This window comes from Actinokineospora sp. NBRC 105648, assembly GCF_030269645.1.
Classification (GTDB): domain Bacteria; phylum Actinomycetota; class Actinomycetes; order Mycobacteriales; family Pseudonocardiaceae; genus Actinokineospora.
The window spans coordinates 39910-61138 of sequence record NZ_BSTR01000047.1; the positions used below are offsets into that span (position 1 = coordinate 39910).

The following is a 21229-nucleotide window of genomic DNA, read 5'->3' on the forward strand; positions in this document are numbered from 1 at the left end:
CTCCTTCGGCGGATCACCGCACTACAGCGCGCCCGCGATGTACTCCAGCGTCACCGAGTACGTGTCCGACTCGATGAACGGGATCTGGATCCGGTAGTCGTTGCTGACCGCGTCGCCCTGGGGCCCGGACGGCGTGCCCTGCTGGTGCACCACCAGCGGGGTGTCCGCGGACAGCCCGCGGAACTCCCCGGCCCCGTTCTCCCGGACACCCAGCAGCCCCACCGGGATGCTCGCGGTGTTGCCCGGCGTGGCCGGTGCCAGGACGGCACCGGTGGCCCGCACGGTCACCGCGTACCCGCTCGAGCTGTTGGTGGTGACCGTCATGGTGACGACACCGTCCGCGCTGACCGTGCTGCCGGGCAGGCCGGTCAGGGTGAACGAGGGCGTCAGGCCGCTCAGCGTGAGCGTCCGGGCGGCGAGCCCGGTGCTGGTGGTACACCGGGGGTCCGTGCTGTCCGCGGCGCACGAGCCGCCGACCGAGAGCGAGCGCACGCGGTTGTCCAGGCTGCCGTCCCCGGTCCCGCCGAGGGCGGCGGTGACCGAGTAGCGGATCACCACGGTCGCCCCGACCGGCAGCGCGCCGGTCCACCCGAGCTCTTCGTCCACATAGGACACGGTGCCGGTCGTCGCGGTCGCGTCGCCGTTGTACGCGGCGTCGTCGAGGACGCCGGTCAACGAGTCCACCAGCGCCGCGGCCGGGTAGTCGGCCGCGCCGGTGTTGGTCGCCGTCACGGTGTAGCCCAGGGTGCCGCCCGCGACCACCTGGCTCGCGTCCGCTGTCTTGGCGATGTCCAGCCCCGGCACCAGGACCGCCACCACCGCGCCGCAGCGCGGGTCGGCACCGGTGGCGCAGTTGCCGCCCTGGGTCGCCGAGGTCACGGTGTTCGCCAGGCTGCGGTCCCCGCCCGCGGGGAAGCGGACCGCGGCGCTGTAGGTGATGACCGCGGTCTCCCCGACGGCCAGCGCGCCGGACCAGGTCAGCGTGCCGTCGGCGTACTCGACGGTCCCGGTGCCCGCCGTGGCGTCGCCGCCGTAGTCGGCGTCGTCGAGGACGTCGACCAGCGGGTCGGTGAAGCTCGCCGGGAGGTAGTCGGTCTCCCCGCTGTTCAGCAGGGTCACGGTGTAGGTGACGGTGCCGCCCGCGATCACCACCGCGGTGTCCGCCGCCTTGGTCAGCAGCAGCGCGGGCACCAGCACCCGGACCTGGGCGACGCAGGCGGGCGAGGCGCTCTCCGGGGGGCACGTGCTGCCCGGTGAGGTCGAGGCGACCCGGTTGTCCATCTGCTTGTCCCCGGTGTCCGGGTCGTGCACGGTGATCGAGTAGGTGATGACCGCGCTCGCCGCCACCGGCAGGTCGCCGGTCCAGGTCAGGGTCTGGTCCTCGTAGCCGAGGACACCGCTGGAGGCCTCGGCGTCACCGTTGTAGTCGGCGTCGGGTAGCACGGCGCTGAGCGCGTTCGTCACCACCGCGCCCAGGTAGGCGGTCTGGCCGGTGTTGGTGATGACGATCGTGTACTCGACGACCGCGCCCGGGGTCGTCACCGGGGCACCCGCCACGATGACCAAGGTCAAGGCGGGTACCAGCACGGTGACCGCCGCGGTGCAGGCCGGGTTCCCGGACCCGACCGGACAGCTGCTGCCCTGCGCCTGCGACACCACGGTCGTGGACAGCGCCTTGTCCCCGGGGTCGGGATCGCGGACGGTCACCGCGAAGCCGATGGTGGCGGTGGCCCCGACGGCCAGGCTCCCGGTCCAGCCCAGCGCGGGCGCGGTGTAGGTCGGCACGCCGCTGGAGGCGGTGACCACCCCGTCGAACTCCGCGTCGTCGAGGATGTCGGTGAGCGCGGTGCTCACCGACGCCTCGGGATACGGGGTCTGCCCGGTGTTGGCGATCGTGATCGTGAACGCGATCCGCTCACCGGGGGTCGCGGTGGCCGTGCCCGCCGTGATCGCCACCGACAGGCCCGGGATCAGCACGGCGACGGTGCTCGCGCACTGCGGTTGGGTCCCGCAGGTGCTGCCGGGCTCGGCGGAGCCGACTGAGGCGGCCAGCACCCGGTTGCCCAGGTCCGGGTCGGCGACGGTCACCGTGAACGTCGTGACCGCGGTGGCGCCGATGGCCAGGTCACCGGCCCAGGTGAGGCTCTGGCCGACCAGGGTGACCGTGCCCGCGGTGGCCACCGCGTCACCGTTGTAGGCCGCGTCGTCGAGGATTCCGGCGAGCGGGGTTGTGACGCTCGCGGTCAGGTAGGCGGTCTGGCCCGCGTTGCGGACGGTGACCGTGTAGCCCACCGTCCCGCCCGGCACCGTGCTGGTGCGGTCCGCGGTGATCGCGATGTCCAGTGCCGGGATCCGCACCATCACCTGGACGGCGCACCCGGGTGCCGGGGCGCCGGAGGGGCAACTGCTGCCCAGCTCGTCCGACCGCACCACGTTGACCATGTTCTTGTCGCCGAGGTCGGGGTCGTCCACCCGCACGCTGTAGCCGACGACCACGCTCTGCCCGACCGCCAGGTCGCCGGTCCAGGTGAGTGTCTCGCCGTCGAGCACGACGGACCCGCTGGTCGCCGTGGCGTCGCCCGCGTAGGTGGCGTCCGGCAGGACACCGGCGAGCGAGTCGAGCACCGTCGCCGCGGTGTACGGCGTCTCGCCGGTGTCGCTGATGGTGATCGTGTAGCCGACTGTCCCGCCGGGCGTGCTCAGGGTGGTGTCCGCGGCCTTGACGATGGTGAGCGCGGGCATCAGCACGGCCACGCTGGTGGCGCACTCGGGGCCGGGGTCCGCGGTGGGGCAGTTGGTGGCGGGGGCGTCGCTGGTGACCAGCGAGGTCAGCACGCGGTCGCCCGGCGGCGGGTTGGCCACGGTCACCGAACCGGTGACGGCCACGCTCTCGCCGATGGCGAGGTCACCGGTCCAGACGACCCGGCCGGTGCCCACCTCGAGTCGCAGGCTGCCCGTGGTGGCCTGTGCGTCGCCGTTGTAGGTCGCGTCGTCCAGCGAGCCGACGAGGCTGTCGCTCACCACGGCCCCGAAGTAGGGCACCTGCCCGGTGTTGGTGAGGGTGACGGTGGTCCGCACGACCGAGGTCGGCTTGGCCGTCGCGACATCGGTCGCGTTGACGATGTGCATGCTCGCGACCGGGACCGAGGTGGCGCAGCGGGGATCGTTCCCCGCGGCCGGGCAGGTGCTGCCCGCGCTCGCCGAGGCTGCGGTCTGGTCGAGCCGGAAGTCCCCGGTGACCGGCTGGTCGACGACCACCGAGTAGCTGATCGTCACGGTCGACCCCGGGTACAGGGTGCCGGTCCAGCTCAGCGCCGGGGCGCTGAACTGCACCGACCCGCTGCTCGCCGACGCGTCGCCCGCGTAGGTCGCGTCGTCGAGCACCCCGCTCAGCGCGATGGTGATGTCTGCGGCCGGGTAGACGGTCTGTCCGGTGTTCGTGGCGGTGACGGTGTAGCCGACGGTCGCGCCGGGCACGGTCGTCGAGGTGTCCGCCGCCGAGACCACGGTGAGCAGCGGGGTCAGCACCACGACGATGCTGCGGCAGGCGGTGTTGGGGCTCGCGGTCGGGCAGGTGCTCCCGGCCACGTCGGAGCTGACCGCGTTGAGCATGGTCTTGTCGCCGGTGCCCGGGTCGCGCGCGGTGGTCGTGTAGGTGATCGTCGCGGTCGCCCCGGCGGCGAGGTCGCCCGTCCAGGTCAGGACCGGGCTGCTGAAGGCCAGCGTGCCCGAGGTCGCGATCGCGTTCCCGTCGTAGGCGGCGTCGTCCAGCAGACCCGCGAACGTGTCGGAGACGGTGGCCCCGGTGTAGGCGGCCTCGCCGGTGTTGTGGATGGTCACCGTGAAGCCCACGGTGCCGCCGGGGAGGGTGTACGGGGTGTTCGAGGTCTTGGCGATGGTCAACTCGGGCAGCTGCACGACGAGCCCCGAGACGCAGCGCGGGTCGGTGCCGCCCGCCGGGCAGTTGTTGCCCAGCGCGCTCGAGACCAGCGTGCCGGTGAGGAACCGGTCGCCGAGGTCGGGGTTCTGCACTGTCACGGTGCCGGAAATGGTGATCACGCCGCCCACCGGGACGTCGCCGGTCCAGGTGATCGCGGTCGAGCTGAGCACCAGGGTCCCCGAGGACGCGGTCTGGTCGCCGACCGGGATCGCGTCGTCCACGACGCCCGCGGACGGGCTGGAGACGGTGATCCCGGTGTAGGGCAGCGCCCCGGTGTTGGTGAACGTCGCGGTCAGCCGCACCACGGAGCCGGGGGTGGTGGTGGCCTCGGTGAAGTGCTGCTCCAGCACGAGTCCGGCGACCGGCACCGGGGCGGTGCAGCGCGGGTCGCCGCTCCCGGGCGCGCAGTTGTCGCTCTCGGGCAGCGACGTCGAGCTGACCGCGCCGTCGAGGACCTGGTCGCCGGTGGTCGTGGCGTGCACGGTCACCGAGTAGGTCACGGTGACCGTGCTCAGCGCGGCCACGGTGCCGGTCCAGATAAGGTTCGTGCCGCTCAGGCCGATGGTGCCGCTGCTGGCCAGCGCGTCGCCGTTGTAGTCGGCGTCGTCGAGGACGCCGCCCAGCGGGTCGGTGTAGGCCACCCCGGTCAGCGCGGCCTCGGTCGAGTTCGCGACCGTCACGGTGTAGGCGACCACGCCACCGGCCACCGTCGCGGCGACACCCGCCGTCTTGGTGAACGTCAGGCTCACCGCGTTGATGACCGCGACGGTCGCCGTGCACCGCGGGTCAGTGCTCCCGCTCGCGCAGTTGGCCCCGGCGCTCGTCGAGGTGACCGTGTTGACCATGGTGCGGTCGCCAGAGGCCGGGGTGTTGATCGTCGCGGTGTAGCTGACCGTCGCCGACGCCCCGGGGGCCAGGGAACCGGACCAGGTCAGCACGCCGTCGGTGTAGCCGACGGTGCCGCTGCTGGCGGTGGTGTCGTCCGGGTCGTAGACCGCGTCGTCCAGGACGTCGGTCAACGGATCGGTGAACGTCGCCGCGGTCTGCGGGGTCTGCCCGGAGTTGCGCGTCACGACCGTGTAGGTGACCTCCGTGCCCAGCGTGGCGTTGGCCAGGTCGGCGGTCTTCTCGATGGTGAGCCCAGGGGTCAGCACGGCCACGGTGCTGTGGCAGGCGGGTACCGGTGACGCGGGCGCGCAGGTGCTGCCGACCGTGGTGGAGCTGACCGGGTTGACCATCGTCTTGTCGCCGCCGCCCGCCACGTGCGCGGTGACCGAGTAGGTGATCGTGGCGGTCGCCCCCACGGCCAGGTCGCCGGTCCAGGACAGCGTCGGCGAGCTGAACGAGACCACTCCGGTCGAGGCGGCCGCGTCGCCGTTGTAGTTCGCGTCGTCGAGTACCCCGACCAGCGTGTCGCTGATGGTGGCCCCGGTGTACGGGGTCTCACCCGTGTTGTGCGCGGTGATCGTGTAGCCGACCGTGCCACCGGGCCCGGTGTAGGTCGTGTTCGCGGTCTTGGCCACGGTCAGGGCAGGCACCACGACGGTGACCAGGGACGTGCAGCGGGGATCGGTGCCGCCCGCCGGGCAGTTGTTCCCCGGCGCGGCAGACTCGATGGTGGCGATTAGGATCCGGTCGCCCAGGTCCGGGTTCTGGATCAGCAGGGTGGCCGCCAGGTCCACCACGCCGCCGACCGGGATCGAGCCGGTCCAGGTGATGCCGGAGGCGCTCAGCAGCAGCGTGCCCGAGCTCGCGGTCTGGTTGCCGCCGGGCAGCGCGTCGTCCACGGTGTCCGGGGCGAGGAAGGCCACCGCGATGTCGACGTAGGGCACCTGCCCGGTGTTGGTGAAGGTCGCCAGGTACTGCACCATGCCGCCCGGGGTGATGGTCGGCGCGATGTAGCCGTAGGTCAGGACCAACCGCGCGACCGGCACCGTGACCGCGCAGCGGGGATCCGTGCCGCCCGGGGCGCAGTTGGCGCCCGAGGTGCTCGAGGCGCTGGTGACGGTCACCAGGTTGTCGCCGCCGGTGGCGGTGTGCACGGTGACCGCGTAGGAGATGACCGCGGTGGCACCGATGGCGAGGTCCCCGGTCCAGGTCAGCGTCGACCCGGAGTAGCCGACCACACCGGTGTCGGCGCTCGCGCCACCGGCGTAGTCGGCGTCGTCGAGCGCGCCCGTCAGCGACAACGCGATGGTGGCCCAGGTCAGCGCCGTGGCCCCGGAGTTGGTGACGGTGGTGGTGAAGCCCACGACCGCGCCCGGCACCGTGGTCGCCGGGCTCGCCGTCGTCACCGAGGTGAGTCCGGGAACCAGCACGGTCACGGTCGCGGCGCAGCGGGGATCGGCGCCGCCCGCCGGGCAGTTGCCGCCCGGCGTCGTGGAGGTGACGGTGTTGAACAGCCGCTTGTCGCCGGTGTCCGGGTCGTTCACGGTCACCGAGTAGGTGATCGTCGCCGTCGCACCGGGGGCGAGCGCCCCGGTCCAGCCCAGCGTCGAGCCGGTCAGCGCGACGGTCCCCGTGGTCGCGGTGGCGTCGCCCCCGTAGCTCGCGTCGGTGAACACGATGGCGAGGTCGTCGGCGAACGCCGCGGCGGCGAAGGCCGTCTCGCCGTCGTTGACCACCGCGATGGTGTACCCGACCGTCCCACCCGGCACCGAGGTCGTGGTGTCCGCTGTCTTGGTGATCGTCAGGCCGGGCACCAGGACGGTCACCGTGGTGCGGCACCCCACCACCGCCGACCCGGTCGCGCACGGGCTGCCCGGGGCGTCGACGACGGCGATCAGCACCAGTGACCTGTTGCCGGTCGGCGGGTTGCGCACGGTCACCGAGATCGTGCCGACCGCGCTCGCGCCGGGGGCCAGGTCCAGCACCCAGAAGACGGTCCCGTCCGGGTTCGCCACCAGTCCGCCGGTCGAGACGACCGCGTCGTAGTTGTAGTCCGCGTCGTCCAGCGCGTCGCTCAGGTCGAGGGTGAACGGCAGGTCGTGGTAGTCGGTTTGACCGGTGTTGACCACGGTGACGTTGTAGCGCACGACCGACCCCGGTGTGGTGGTGGCGGTGTCGGCCACCGCGGTGATCGACAGGCCGGGGACCAGCACGGTCACCGTGCTCGCGCAGCGCGGGTCGGTGCCGCCCGACGGGCAGTTCGACCCCGTCGTCGCCGAGGTGACCGACGTGATCAGCAGCAGGTTCCCGGTGTCGGGATCGTTGACGGTCACCGAGTAGGTGATCGTGGCGGTGGCGCCGGTGGCCAGGTCGCCCACCCAGGTGAGCGTCGCGCCGGTGACCGACGCCGAGCCGCCGGACGCGGCGGCGTCGCCGTTGTAGGTGGCGTCGTCGAGCACACCCGCCAGCGCCGCGCTGAACGTGGCGCCGGCGTACGGGGTCTGGCCCGTGTTGGTCACCGACACCGTGTGGTGGACCACCGATCCCGGGGTCGTGGTCGCGGTGTCCGCCGCGGCGGTGATGGTCATGCCCGGGATCCGCACCTGCACGGTGCTGGTGCAACCGGGGTTCGAGCCGCCCACCGGGCACGTGCTGCCCGCGGCGGCCGAGGTGACGACCGTGGTGAGGACCTTGTCGCCGGGATCGGGAACGCGCACCACGACCGACAGGGTGATCGTCACCTGGGCGCCGACGGCCAGGTCGCCGGTCCAGGTCACCACTCCCGAGCTGAACACCGCGGTGCCCGAGGTGGCGGCGGCGTCGCCCGCGTAGGTGGCGTCGTCGAGCGCGCCTGCCAGCGCGATCGCCGCGCTGGTCCCGGTGTAGGCGGTCTGCCCGGTGTTGGACAGGGTCACCGTGTAGGCCACGGTCGCGCCCGGTGTGGTGGTGCTGGTGGCCGCGCTGTTGGTGATCACCAGGGCCGGGATCAGCACCGCGACGGTCGCGGTGCACTGGGCCACCGCGGCACCGCTGGGGCAGGAACTCCCCGCCGAGGGCGAGATGACGGTCCCGGTCAGCGACCGGTCCCCGGTGTCGGGGTTGGCGACGGTGACCGAGTAGGTGATCGTCGCCGTCGCCCCGGGGGCCAACTGGCCGGTCCAGGTCAGCGCGGACGCGGTGTAGACCACGTTGCCCGAGGTCGCGGTGCCGTCGCCGTTGTAGGCCGCGTCGTCGAGCACGCCCGCCAGGCTGTCGGTCAGGGTCGCGGCGGGGTAGGCGGTCTGCCCGGTGTTGGTGACCACGACCTGGAAGCGGACGGTGCCGCCCGGGGTGGTGGTGGCGGTGTCGGCGGTCTTGACGATGGCCAGGCCGGGAACGGTGACGGTGGCGGTGCACCGGCTGTCCTCCGCGCCGCTCGCGCAGTTGGCGCCGAGTGTCGCCGAGCTGACCGTGTTGGCCAGCACCTTGTTGCCCGCCACCGGGTTGTTCACGGTGACCGAGTAGGTGATGGTCACCGACCCGCTCGCGGGCACGGTGCCGGTCCAGCCGAGCGTCGGCGCGGTGTAGGACACCGTCCCGCTCGACGCGGTGGCGTTGGCGCCGTAGGCCGCGTCGTCGAGCACGCCGGTCAGCGGGTCGCTGATGCCCACCGCGGTGAACGGCGACGTGGAGCTGTTGGTGATCGTGATCGTGTACGCCACCGCGCTCCCGGGCGCGGCGGAGGAGACGTCGGCGGTCTTGGTGATCACCAGGGGGCCCGCGGTGACCACCAGCGTGACCGCCTTGCTCGCGGTCTGGTTGTTGGCGTCGGTGACCACCACGGTGAACGAGGAACTGCCCACCGCGGTCGGGGTGCCGGACAGCACGCCGGTCCCCGGGGTCAGCGCCAGCCCGGCGGGCGGGCTCCCGGCCGGGATGGACCAGACCAGCGGCCCCACCCCGCCCGCCACCTCGAAGGAGTGGCTGTAGGCGAGTCCGACCTGGCCGCTGGGGAGCGCGCCGTCGGTGAACGTGGGCCGGGCCGCGATGACCACGGTCACCGTCCTGGCCGCGGTCTGGGCGAACGAGTCGGTGGCGGCGATGGTCACCGCGAAGGACCCCGCCGCGGTCGGGGTGCCGCTGAGCAGGCCGGTCGAGGAGTTGAGGGTGACGCCTGCGGGCAGGCCGCCCGCGGTGACCGCCCAGGTGAACGGGCCGGTGCCGCCGGTCAGGGTCGGCTGCTGGCTGTAGGCCACGCCCACCTCGCCCGGCGCCGGGGCGAACACCAGCGCGGGCGCGGCGGCGATCACCAGCGTGACCGCCTTGGTGGCGGTCAGCCCACTGGCGTCGACCACCCGGACGGTGGAGCTGAAGCTGCCCGCCGCGGTCGGGGTGCCGCTGAGCAGGCCGGTCGCGCTCGCGAGTGTCAGCCCGTCGGGCAGGGCGCCCGCGCTGATCGACCAGGTGACCGGCGCGGTCCCGTTGGTGACCGTGAGCTGCCTGCTGTAGGCGACCCCGACCTCGCCCGCGGGTGGGGCCGGGAAGGTGAGGCTCGGTGACTGGTTCGGCGTCACCGACGGCGAGGCGGCCGAGGGCGGGCCGGTGCCCGCGAGGTTCTGCGCGGCCACGGTGAAGGTGTAGGCCGTGCCCGCGGTCAGGCCGGTCACGGTCTGCGTGGTGCCGGTGCCGGTGAAGGTCTGCGGGGTCTGCGCGACCGCCCCGATGTACGGGACAACCCGGTAACCGGTGATCGCGCTGCCGCCGTTGGCCGGGGCGGTCCAGGTCAGGACCGCGGCCAGGCTGCCCGCGCTGGTCGCCGTGATCACCGGTGCGCCGGGCACCGTGTACGGCACGACGGCCGCCGAGGCGGGGCTCGCGGCGGAGGTCCCGTAGGCGTTGGTCGCGGCGACGGTGAAGGTGTAGGAGGTGTCCGCGGTGAGGCCGGTGAGCGTGCGCGTGGTGGTCGTGGCGTCGAACACCGAGGGGACCTGGGCCACGCCCGCCCGGTACGGCGTGACGGTGTAGCCGGTGATCGGGCTGCCGTTGGTCGCCGGGGCCACCCAGGTGACGGTCGCGCTGGTGATCCCGGGGGCGACGCTCGGTGCCGCGGGCGTCGCGGGCCGATCGACGTAGGCGTAGCTCGCCGCGGCCGCGACCCCCGAGGTCACCACGGTGACGGTGACCGCCGCGGCACCGGTCCGGGCGGGCATCGAGGAGATGACGAGCGTGCCGCCGCTGACCGTGAAGCACCCCGGCGCGGCCGCCCCCGGGCAGGGCAGCAGCGTGACCGGCGTGCCCGCCTGCTGCTGGGCCGCGGTGCCGATCTCGATGGCTGTGGCGGCGGTGATGTTCGTGCCGCCGACGGTGACCGTCCCGCCCCCGGAGACCGAGCCGATGGCGGGGGTGACCGTGATGGCGGCGGGCGCGGTGGGCAGGGTGCCCGCCGCGGTGGCGCCCGCGGCGGCGGGGTTGGCGTCCGCGGCGGTGACCCCGGTCGGCGACGCGCTCTGCACCGTCGCCGCTGTCATGTTCGCCGCCGTCACGATGGCCACCACGGTGAGCACGGGCAGGGCGGTGCCGTTGGCGAAGGCCGAGCCGCTGGTCGTGCAGGTGATCACGCGGCCGACCGGGGCCTGGCAGACCCACCCGGTGCCGTACCCGCCCACCGCGACGACACCGGTCGGGACGGTCTGGGTGATCGAGACCGGGCTGGTCTCGTCGGCGCCCGCCAGCACGCTCGCGGCGATCTTGTAGGTGACCGGGTCGCCCGGTTGCGAGGTCGCCGCCGAGTAGGAGGTGGTGCCCACCGCGAGCTGCGGGACCGGGTTGAAGGTCAGGACCTTGACCCCGCTGATCTCGTGCACGTCGGTCACCGAGCCGGTGGAGCCGACGAACCCGAACGCCAGTTGCTTGGGCACCCCGGACGGGGAGAGCCAGCTCGTCGCCGGGTACAGGCCGGCGGCGACCGCGGGAAGTGCCCCCGCCAGGGTCCTCGTGGCCTGCCCGACGGGGGTGACCACGACCTTGTAGGTGCCCGCCGCGACCGACACCCCCGAGTCGGAGGTGAACGCCGACGCGGTCGGGTTCACCAGCACCTGGACCGGGACGGCGGAGGCGGCCCGGGTGGCCGCCCGCAGCGCGACCTTGGAGCCCGCGGTGCCGTCGTAGGTCGTGACCAGCCCGCAGTAGCCGACCAGCCCGTTCCCCGGGCCGCGCACCACCACCGCGCCCGCGGTCACCACGGAGATGGTCGACGGGTTGGCGCACCCGGTGCCGGAGAACGAGTTGGAGCTGTAGTTGCCGAACACGTCGAGGCCGACCCCGAGGTAGCCGTTGGTCAACCCCCGCACCGAGCCCGCCGGGGAGTACCCGAGCGACCCGCCGGAGGGGCCGATGGTGCTCGGCGCGGCCGGGTTCGCCGGGTCGACCGCGGCGAGCAGGAACGCGATCCCGTCGGCGCTGCCGCCGCCCCACTGGTAGGCGGTGAAGGACACGTCGAGGCCGTTGGAGGTGGGGAAGCTGGTCTGGCCGAACACACCGCCCACCTGGTTGATGGTGGAGTTGGTCAGCCGCAGCTTGCCCGCGCCCTGCGCGTCGGTGGTGCCCGCGCAGCTGAGTAGGGGGAGCGTGGCGCTGTTGCCCGAGGCGGTGAGGCAGGCGGCGTTGACGCCGGAGGCGGGCAGCGGCACCGTGACCGTCCCGGTCCCGTCGACGGTCCGGTTGGCGAAGGAGTTCTGGAACAGCACCGTGCCCGCCGCCGCGGCGACCGGGGCGGACACCACGCCGCCGAACGTGCTCAGCAGGGTCACCGCGGCGACGGTGAGCAGGGCGCGCCGCTTGGGCCTAGGCACTGGCGTTCCCGGCGGGGGTCGTCAGCCGGGCCGCTGCCTCGGCCACCAGGGTCCGGAAGTGCCGCCGCCGCAACCGCAGCCCTACCACGAGCGCGAGCACGAGCCCGATGGCGAGGCCGAGCAGGTGCAACGGGAAGACGATGACGCGGGTGGTCACGCTCTGGGTGCTGCCGTCGGCGTTGGTGAACGAGATCGTCGGGTGGCAGACGCACATCAAGGGGGTGTCCCAGGTGGTGCCGATGTCCCGGGTCCCACCGCGCGGCACGGTGAAGTCCGGGAACGCCGCCGCCGAGCCCGGCGCGGCCACGGTGAGCCGGGTCGGCCCCCGGAAGTCCCGGTGCACGGTGCCGACGTTGCGCACCCGTGCGGTGACGTCCACGGTGCCGCCCATCGCGAACCCGGACACGGCGAGGTCGCTGATGGCGGCCGACTCGTCGGTCGGGCCGGGGACGGTGACGTAGACGGGCGCGGCCACACCGCGGTTGATCCGGACGTTGGCCGCGGTCTCGGCCGCGGGCACCAGGAACACCAGGGCCACCTGGTGATCGCCCGGTTCGGGCTCGCGGCGGGGGCGACGGTCGCGGTGACGAGTTGGGTCGCGCCCGGCGCCACCCGGAAGCTCTCGGGGGAGACGGTCACCCACGCCGAGGCCGAGTACGGCGCGCTCGCCTGGAAGACGAGGCTGCCGTCGAGCCCGCCGGTGAAGTCCCGCTTCTGGACCACGACGTCGACCGCGGCCGTCCCGCGGTTGACCAGCAGCACCAGCGACGAGCTGCCGATGTCGCCGGGCTTGATCACCAGCCGGGTGGGGCTGATGGTCAGCGAGAACTCCGACGGGGCCGGGCGGTAGGAGGTCGAGACCGAGGGGGTGACCGGGACCGGAGGGGCCGGGGTGGTGGCCCCGGCCCCTCCGGTGGTGGGCGCCGACCAGCCGAGCACGAGCAGACAGGTCGTCAGGAGGCGACTGGGTCGGAGCACGTCGGCCATCTCGGCCTCTTCTCCTCGGTGGGGGGGCGACCGGCTCTGCTACAAGGTGGTCGCCACGTAGTCCAGCGTCGCGGTGTAGGTGTCCTCGTTCACGAACGGGATGTCCACCTGGTAGTCGTCGCTGAGCGCGTCGCCGCCCTCGGCTGACCTGGTCGACTGGGAGTGCACCGTGGCCGTCGTCGCCGAGCTCAGCGCCGTGTAGGGCGTCGTCCCGGTCTCGCGCACCGACAGCGCGCCGATCGGGATCGAGTCGGTGTTGCCGGGCGCCCCGGCCACCATGGTGGCGGTCTGGCTCTGGACGGTGACCGAGTAGCCCGCGAGGTTGTTGGTCTCGACGTTGAGCGCCACGGCGCCCAGACCGGTCACGGTGGCACCCGGGATGCCCGAGAGGGTGAACGACGGGGTGAGCCCGGTCAGCGCGATCGAGGTGGTGACCTCGACGTTCGCGTCGGTGCTGCCCGTGTCGGTGTCGCCTGGCGCGGCCACCGCCGAGCCCATCGTCATCCCGGCGAAGGCGGCCACCGCGGCCCCGACGACAGTGCCGCGCAACGCCGCCCGTCGGACGCGCGCTCGCTGGGTCCTCGGTGCGGATGAATCGTCCCGTGCGAACAGTGGTGTCGTCACTTGGGTTCCTTCGAAACGGAGCGTTTTGACTGGAAGTCACGCTCGTAGTGCCACGCTACAGCTATTCTTGGCCAGGTCAATCAGTCCTTTTCGGGGGCGTCGAACAGAATCCGCCCACCAATTCGACCCATTTCCCCGGAGCGTGATGACTCCGCCCTCCAACGGGCCGGCGGCGGGCTGGATCGCCCCCAGCACACCGCTCGCAGCCGCCGCGAACACGCTGCGTGCGCCTGGTCGGGGTTGGTGCTTGCGCTGAGCAGGCGAGGAAGTCCGGCAATGATCTGCGACACAGGCCAGGCAGCCCCGCAGATTCGTAGCTGTAAGTAATCGGCGTCGCCGGTCACTTTGATGCCTTTTCGGTGCCCTGTCCCCGGGGCGATGAGCCTGCGAGATCCACAACTGGTCACGCGCGCGTCTGCGATTTTCTCGGTCACCCGGGATTTCGCTCGACAAATCGACCCCGTTGCCAACCGGATTTCTCGGCGAATTCCCCCGGGCCGGAGTCCGGGGCGCACCGGGACCGGTCCGGGCGCGACCACCCGCCACCGCGCCGACCGGACCCACCCGCGCGCGGTCCGCCGGTCGGCGGGCCCGGTTGGGCGAAGTGGCCGCACGTGGCCGCGCCCCCGCCGCCCCGCCCGGCGCGCCTCCCGGCCCCGCGCGATGATCAAGCGAGTGTATGCAGCTGAATCTGCATAGAAGGGAGTCTTGATGCGTCGTCTCGTTGTCGCCGCCGCCGTCGTGCTCACGCTGTCCGCGTGCGACCCGAACCTGGGCGCGGGCACCGGCGCGGGCGGTGCCACCCCGCCGGCCCCCGCCGCGGGCGCCCCCGGCGACCACGCCGCCGCCCTGGCCGCCCTCGGCCAACCCCGCCTGGAGGACACCGGCGCCCACTACAACCGCAAGGACTGGGGCGACTGGGACTACGACCCCAAGTCCAAGTGCAACACCCGCGAGCAGGTCCTCATCCGCGACGGCGACGGCGAGACCGTGGACGCCCAGTGCCGGGCCACCTGCCCCAAGGCGACCTGCTGGACCAGCCGCTACGACGACGTCACCACCAAGGACCCGGCCGACCTGCAGATCGACCACATCGTCCCGATCGCCGAGGCCAACCGCTCCGGCGCCCGCGACTGGACGGCGGAGCAGCGGGCGGCCTACTACAACGACACCACCAACCTGGTCGCGGTGTCCGGCCGCTCCAACCAGCAGAAGAGCGACGGCGACCCCGCCAAGTGGCGCCCCGTCCGCACCTACTGGTGCGACTACGCCACCGCCTACGTCGCGGTGAAGACCAAGTACAAGCTCACCGTCGACGACGCGGAACTGGCCGAACTGACCCGCATGCTCGGCTCCTGCGCCTGACCGGCCTCAAGCAGCCAATTCCCCGACTCGACCACGCCCCCGCTCGACGGGCTTGCCCCACTCGATCGGCCCGTCCCACCCGATCAAGCCCCTCGACCAACGCGGCCCGCCCACCTGCCAGGTCTGCCCCACCCCACCAAGCCCCTCAACCAAGCAAGCCCCTCAACCAAGCCCCTGAGCGACCCGCAGACAAGCAGCCCAACCACCTCCAAACCCTTGCCCCGCAACCCAACTGCTGGATCGGGTGGTGTGGCTTTATCTGGGGGGAAGAGGCGCTAAGCTGCCTGGCAGGTGGGTGGATCCCTTCCCCACCCGCCTTCCCACCGCGCCTCTTCCGGGGTCCCCAGATCAAGCCACACCACCCGATCCAGCACCACCCCGGAACCCGGGAACGCCCAATCCAACGCAGCGGCCACCCGATCCAGCGCCACCCCCAGAGCCGGGAAACCCAAGGGCAGCAGCCCCATCCCGGGTCAAGGAATCCGGCGCAGCGGCCGCCCGATCCAGCACCACCCCGGGAGCCGGGAAATCCGGGCAGCAACCACTAGCACCACCCCGGGAGCCGGGGAATCCCAAGCCCGAGAAACCCGAAAGGGCCGCAGCACCCGCTACGGCCCTCCCGGAACAACGGTCCTACTTCAGATCACACACCCGCGATGCTCTGGATCCAGCTGCGGTACTGCGCCACGCTCGTGTAGTTGGTGACGCTCGACCGGTCGCTGGTCGAGGCGACGCCCACCTGGCGGCCGTTGCCGAACATCGGGCCACCCGAGTCGCCACCGGCGGTGATGCCGTTGACCCGGGTCGCCTGGATCGCCACGCCGTTGTAGGCGTCCCGCGCGTTGGTCGAGGAGACCCGCACGGTGGCGACCTTCAGGTAGCGCGACTGGCAGTTGATCTCGGGCTGGTTGGTGCAGGTCGCGCCCCAGCCGTAGACCTGGACGTTCTGGCCCACCCGGGCGTCGGCCGAGGTGCCCAGCGGGGCGTAGGTCGCCGAGACGCTGCGGTCCAGCTTGGCGATCGCCAGGTCGGAGTTGGAGCTGCGGTAGATCGTCGAGGCGTTGGCGGTGGTGCCGCCGCTGGTCTGGTCCAGGCTGCCGATCCGGAAGCTGATCGTGCCGCTGGCGACGCAGTGCTTGGCGGTCAGCACGTACTGCGGGGCGATGATGGTCGCCGAGCAGGACTGCTGGCCGTTGGCGAACAGCCGCGCGGCCCAGGGGGCGTTGCTGGCCGTGCCGCCGCCGATGATCGCCGGGGTCAGGACCGGGTCGCCCGCGGGCGGGGCGGCCACGGCCGAGGGCGCCGCGGCGAGCAGAGCGGCCGCCGCACCGGCGATGGTGACGGCGATCTTCATCTTCGTCATATCCGTTTTCTCGATTCTGCGGCCGAGGCCGCGGGCAGGGGTGAATCGGGAACATTCCGCAAAGTCGGCCCACGCGGAAATAGCGCCAGCGAACGGACCGGAGCTGCCGGGGACCGACATCCGCCCAGGTCACGTGCCTGTCACCCGGCGGAACCGATCCGTCACGCTGTCGAGTAGTCACTTTTTCACCAGAATGTACGGATTCGCAAGGGTGGGATGTTCACAGGTTCGTCACCAGAGTGTGGAATGGTAATTGGTAACGACGGACCACGGATTGCAATGAATTGCTTTGCACGTTCTCGCGCCGCGCCCGCGCGGGGGCGGGCACTAGCATCGGCCCCGGCGGGACGGCGACGGCGCCGCTCCGGCACCCGACTCAGGAGGTCGAACCCGATGGCGCTGCTGCGCAGCTACGTATCCGGCCGGTGGCACACCCCGGCCGTCGACGGAGCGCCCCTGCACGACGCGGTCACCGGGGAGGAGATCGCGCGCATCTCCTCCGCCGGGGTCGACATGGCCGCCGCGCTCGAGCACGGCAGGCGCGTCGGCGGCCCGGCGCTGCGCGAGCTGACCTTCCACCAGCGGGCCGCGCTGCTCAAGGTCCTCGCCTCGCACCTCACCGAGCACAAGGACGAGCTCTACGCCCTGTCCACGCGCACCGGCGCCACCCAGCGCGACTCACTCGTCGACGTCGACGGCGGCATCGGGGTGCTGTTCACCTACAGCGGCAAGGGCCGCCGCGAGCTGCCCAACGCCAAGGTCCTCGCCGAGGGCCCGGTCGAGCGGCTGAGCAAGGGCGGCACCTTCGTCGGCAGGCACATCGCCAGCCCGCTGCGCGGTGTCGCGGTGCAGATCAACGCCTTCAACTTCCCGGTGTGGGGTCCGCTGGAGAAGTTCGCCCCGGCCTTCGTCGCGGGCGTGCCCAGCCTGGTCAAGCCCGCCAGCCAGACCGCGTACGTGACGGAGAAGCTGGTCGAGCTGATCATCTCCTCCGGCATCCTGCCCGAGGGCAGCCTGCAGCTGGTCAGCGGCAGCGCGGGCGACCTGCTCGACCACCTCACCCCGCAGGACCTGGTCGCCTTCACCGGCTCCGCCGCCACCGCGCGCAAGCTGCGCGCCCACGACACGGTGGTGCGCAACTCGGTCCGCTTCAACGCCGAGGCTGACTCGCTCAACTGCTCGATCCTCGGCCCGGACGCGGCGCCCGGCAGCACCGAGTTCGACCTGTTCGTCAAGCAGCTGGTGAACGAGATGACGGTCAAGGCGGGCCAGAAGTGCACCGCCATCCGCCGCGCCTTCGTCCCGGCCACGCACATCGACGCCGTCGCCGAGGCCGTCTCCGCGCGGCTGGCCAAGACCACCATCGGCAACCCGGCCAACCCCGAGGTCCGGATGGGCGCCCTGGCGGGCCTGGAACAGCGCGAGGAGGTCCGCCGCTCCCTCAAGTCCCTGGCCGACGCCGGCACGATCGTCTTCGGCGACCCGGACCACGTCGAGGTCATCGACGCCGACCCCGAACGCGGCGCCTTCCTGTCCCCGATCCTGCTGCGCGCCGACGACCCCGACCGCGCCGAACCGCACGAGGTCGAGGCCTTCGGCCCGGTCAGCACCCTGATGCCCTACACCGGCACCGACCACGTGATCGCCTTGGCCGCCCGAGGCCTGGGCAGCCTCGTCGGCTCCGTGGTCACCGGCGACGCCGACTTCGCCACCGAGGTGGTCCTCGGCGCCGCCCCCTGGCACGGCCGCCTGCTGGTGCTGGACGCGGACGACGCCAAGGAGTCCACCGGCCACGGCTCCCCCCTGCCCGCCCTGATCCACGGCGGTCCCGGCCGCGCGGGCGGCGGCGAGGAGATGGGCGGCATCCGAGCGGTGCTGCACCACCTCCAGCGCACAGCGGTCCAGGCCAGCCCCAAGGTCCTGGCCAAGATCACGGGGGAGTGGGTCGAAGGAGCACCCAGGCGGGAGGAGGAGGTCCACCCCTTCCGCAAGTCCCTCGCCGACCTCCGAGTGGGAGACAGCGTCGTGGCGGGCCCCCGCACGGTGACCCAGCAGGACATCGACCACTTCTCCGAGTTCACCGGCGACACGTTCTACGCCCACACCAACCCGGAAGCGGCAGCCGCCAACGAGTTCTTCGGCGGCATCGTCGCCCACGGTTACCTCATCGTGTCCTTCGCCGCAGGCCTGTTCGTCTCCCCGGAACCGGGCCCGGTCCTGGCCAACTACGGCCTGGAGAACCTCAGGTTCCTCACCCCGGTCTTCCCCGGCGACACCCTCACCGTGACCCTGACCGCCAAGCAGATCACCCCACGGGAAACCGCCGACTACGGCGAAGTCCGCTGGGACGCCGAGATCACCAAGCAGGACGGCACCCCGGCGGCCAAGTACGACGTCCTGACCCTGGTAGCCAAGAACTAGCCACACACAAGAACCGCGAGAGAAGCACGAATGCCGGTGGCGAGATGTCCGAAGTGGACATCTCGCCACCGACACGGCAACCAACCCTCAAGGCCAAGTTCGTTGGTACAAAACAAGATCCCGACCCCGCTGGAACGTGAGAGGATCCCGACCCCGCTGGTACCGCCGGCCCCGCTACGGATGCTCGATCTAGTGGACTCGCGTCGTGTGGGGGAGGAGTACCGCTAAACTTGCCGTGGGTGGGGATGCCCTTACCCTGCCCTTTTCTCTCCACCGCGGTGCTCTAGGGGCCCCACACGAAGCGAGTTCACTAGATCGAGCCCCCGCTCTTACCTGGGCAACGAAGACGGCAGCGCCCAAGCAAGTCCTAGACCGGACCCACGCTTGCAACCCGGGCAATCGAGGCGGCGAACCCGAACCCGAGCAACCGAGGCAGCAAGAGCCCAGCGCAAGAAGCAGCCGAGTCAGCCGCCCACCTTCGCCCCACCAGCGTTCAACGCGAACCACGTCCCACCCACACCCTGCCCCGCGGTGTCACAGGGCACCTTGTCCCCCGAGAACAGGTACACCGGCCACCCGCCAACAGTCACCTGCCGAGTCCCGTCAGCCCGTTCCACCGTCCCCACCGCGATCCCCTCCGCGACCACCTCGGCCCCAGCGGGCACCAGCAGCGGCGGCCACTTCACCGCGCACTCCCCAGTGCAGTTCGACGCAGACGGCTTGGCGGTGTCCTTGTCGAACCGGTACAGCGTCATCCCCGACCGGTCGGTCACGATCGCGCCGAGCTTGCCCACCTTCATCACCGCGAGCGTCACCGGCGCGACCTTCCCCGCCGCCGACGCGGCGGCCTTCTTCCCCTCCGGCGTGAACGCCCACCAGGTCCCACCGGCTCCCTGCCCCTTGACCTCGCCGGCGGCGGCGTCCTTCGAGTACCGGTAGGCGGGCCACCCGGCGATCGTCAGCTGCGTGGCTCCATCCGAGCGCTGCACCGTCCCCACCAGTGCCTGGTCGACCCCTGTGGCGACGACGGAGGCAGCAGCGGACACCAGCACCGGCGGCCACGCCGTCGCGCAGGCCCCCGAGCAGTTCGTCGCGGGCGGTTTGGCCGTGTCCTTGTCGAACCGGTAGAGCGCCCGGCCGTCCCCGTCGGTCACGAACGCGCTGATCTCCGCCGACTGCGCCGTCTTGATCGCACTGGTCAACGCCACCCCCACAGCGTCGTCACCCTGCGCGGCGGGCTGCTGTTGAGCGGCCACCGGGGCGGGCGCCGCGCTACCTCCCACACCCGTCCCGCAGGCTCCCAGCACAGCCCCGAGGGCCGTGACCGAAACGAGCACCCCGACCAGACGACGACCCAGACGACGACCCAGATGACGACCAGACATGTCCACTCCCGGTTCCGTGCGGTTGATTGACCACCACACGGCTCCCCGCCGCCCCCGGTTCACCCCCTGCCGGAAAACGGCGGCGGCCGCCCCCGCGAACGGGAGCGGCCGCCGGGCGAACGGGAAGGTCAGGCGGCGTCGCTGATCACGATCGTCGCCGGGACCTGCCGGCTCGCCAAGCCGGTGGCGTAGTTGCGCTGCACGGAGGCCTTCTCCGCGGCACTGGGCTGGGCGTTGTTGCAGCTGACCGGGGCCGAGCTGCCGGACATCAGGTCCGAGCACAGGCCGGTGCGCCGGTCCGGCAGACCGAGGTTGTGGCCGAGCTCGTGGGTGATGATCCGGACCTTGTTGTAGCCCTGGTCCACGGCCTGCTTGCCGAACCAGACCTGGGCGCTGCCGGTCGAGCGGACCGGTCCGAGGGTGGCCTGCGGCCAGCCCGGGTCGGCCACGATCCGGATGTTGACCCGCTGGCCGGAGGTCGCCTTGACGATCCGCACGTTGGTCACGGCCGCGTTCCAGTTGGCCGCGCCCTGGGCGATCTCGGTGCTGTACTGCCGCGCACCGCTGTCGTCGTAGGTCAGGGTGGTGACCAGGGCCGCGGCGTCCTGGGCCGCGGTGGCGGGGACCGCCGTGCCGACCGCCACGGCCGCGCCGAGGATGACGTTGGCCGCGACCAGCGCGAGTGTTCGTCGTTGCATGGAGTTTCTCCTGGTGTTGTGCGGCCCGCCGGGACGGGGCCGAACCCGGGTGGTTGCCATGCGGGGGACTCCGCCGAAGGGACGGCGACGACGTCGGTTCCGCCGCTAGTGCAGGTACTGCGGGTCGTACGGGTAGATCCGTGCGGGTAGAGCGTCGTGCGCACAGCTCCCAAGCCGTGCGGGACACCGCCCGGGGGCGGGTGGCGTCCCGTGACCATGGGTACTCGGTGGGTGATCGAATCCCACCGAATCGTGACCGCGATCACAGGGGTTGACTTTCCCAGGTCCGCGGACCGTCATAAGTGAACAGAACACCCCGGCAAAGGGGGTTTGATCAGCAGAAACCCGGTCAGCGGGCGGTCAGCGGGCGGCTGTGCCAAGATCGAGTCGAGGTCCGCGCGATCACTCGTGGATCCTTTGTCGCACAAGGGATCCACGTCTGCCGGACGTGTTGGGGCACCCCCGATTTGATCCCGCGTTGGTGGCCGTGTAACTTTCTTCCTGTCAGGCGGAACGGGCCGGGAAAACCGGAACGGAGCGGACACAAGAACTTCAGCGGTAACCAGCCTCGGATGAGGTCGCCCTGGGTGGCGGTTGATTCGGATGTGCGTGTGTTGTTTGAGAACTCAACAGTGTGCCGATTTAAGCCAGTAGAGCTTGAATATAGAACCCCATTTGTGGGTTCCTTTGAGATGAATATGATGCCAGTTTGGTGTCTGTTTGTCGGG

General features: G+C 71.8%; 9 protein-coding genes. 3 read left to right on the forward strand and 6 right to left on the reverse strand.

Annotation, left to right across the window (positions count from 1 at the left end; all coding sequences use genetic code 11):
- Nucleotides 1-21: 21 nt before the first annotated feature.
- Both QSK30_RS29520 and QSK30_RS29525 read right to left on the reverse strand, forming a co-directional pair.
- Nucleotides 22-11658: a DUF7927 domain-containing protein gene (locus tag QSK30_RS29520; RefSeq protein ID WP_285507822.1), complete on the reverse strand. Its 11637-nt coding sequence runs from the start codon at nt 11656-11658 to the stop codon at nt 22-24.
- A complete protein-coding gene (locus QSK30_RS29525; RefSeq protein WP_285507824.1) occupies nt 11651-12196 on the reverse strand; it encodes a hypothetical protein in 546 nt (181 codons plus the stop codon). The genes QSK30_RS29520 and QSK30_RS29525 overlap by 8 nt, the downstream gene beginning before the upstream one ends.
- 3 nt (nt 12197-12199) lie before the next feature.
- Between QSK30_RS29525 and QSK30_RS29530 the strand changes: the two genes are divergently transcribed.
- Nucleotides 12200-12508: a hypothetical protein gene (locus tag QSK30_RS29530; protein WP_285507826.1), complete on the forward strand. Its 309-nt coding sequence runs from the start codon at nt 12200-12202 to the stop codon at nt 12506-12508.
- A gap of 176 nt (nt 12509-12684) precedes the next feature.
- On the opposite strand, the gene QSK30_RS29535 is transcribed toward QSK30_RS29530, so the two are convergent.
- A complete protein-coding gene (locus QSK30_RS29535; RefSeq protein ID WP_285507828.1) occupies nt 12685-13269 on the reverse strand; it encodes a hypothetical protein in 585 nt (194 codons plus the stop codon).
- 711 nt (nt 13270-13980) lie between these two features.
- Between QSK30_RS29535 and QSK30_RS29540 the strand changes: the two genes are divergently transcribed.
- The gene (locus QSK30_RS29540) at nt 13981-14634 is read left to right on the forward strand and encodes an HNH endonuclease family protein (RefSeq protein ID WP_285507830.1); all 654 of its coding nucleotides are present in this window, start codon (nt 13981-13983) and stop codon (nt 14632-14634) included.
- Between the two features lie 643 nt (nt 14635-15277).
- Here the strand turns inward: QSK30_RS29540 and QSK30_RS29545 are convergent.
- A complete protein-coding gene (locus tag QSK30_RS29545) occupies nt 15278-15997 on the reverse strand; it encodes a S1 family peptidase (RefSeq protein WP_285507832.1) in 720 nt (239 codons plus the stop codon).
- 393 nt (nt 15998-16390) lie between these two features.
- Here QSK30_RS29545 and paaZ point away from each other — a divergent pair, with 393 nt between their 5' ends.
- Nucleotides 16391-18418, forward strand: a complete 2028-nt coding sequence (paaZ, locus tag QSK30_RS29550; protein ID WP_285507833.1) for a phenylacetic acid degradation bifunctional protein PaaZ — start codon at nt 16391-16393, stop codon at nt 18416-18418.
- 464 nt (nt 18419-18882) lie between these two features.
- Here paaZ and QSK30_RS29555 read toward each other — a convergent pair whose 3' ends face one another.
- Nucleotides 18883-19626, reverse strand: coding sequence for a hypothetical protein (locus QSK30_RS29555; RefSeq protein WP_285507834.1), 744 nt, complete (start codon nt 19624-19626; stop codon nt 18883-18885).
- Between the two features lie 305 nt (nt 19627-19931).
- Entirely contained in the window at nt 19932-20501 is a 570-nt protein-coding gene (locus QSK30_RS29560; RefSeq protein WP_285507836.1) for a snapalysin family zinc-dependent metalloprotease, read from the reverse strand.
- Nucleotides 20502-21229 lie beyond the last annotated feature (728 nt).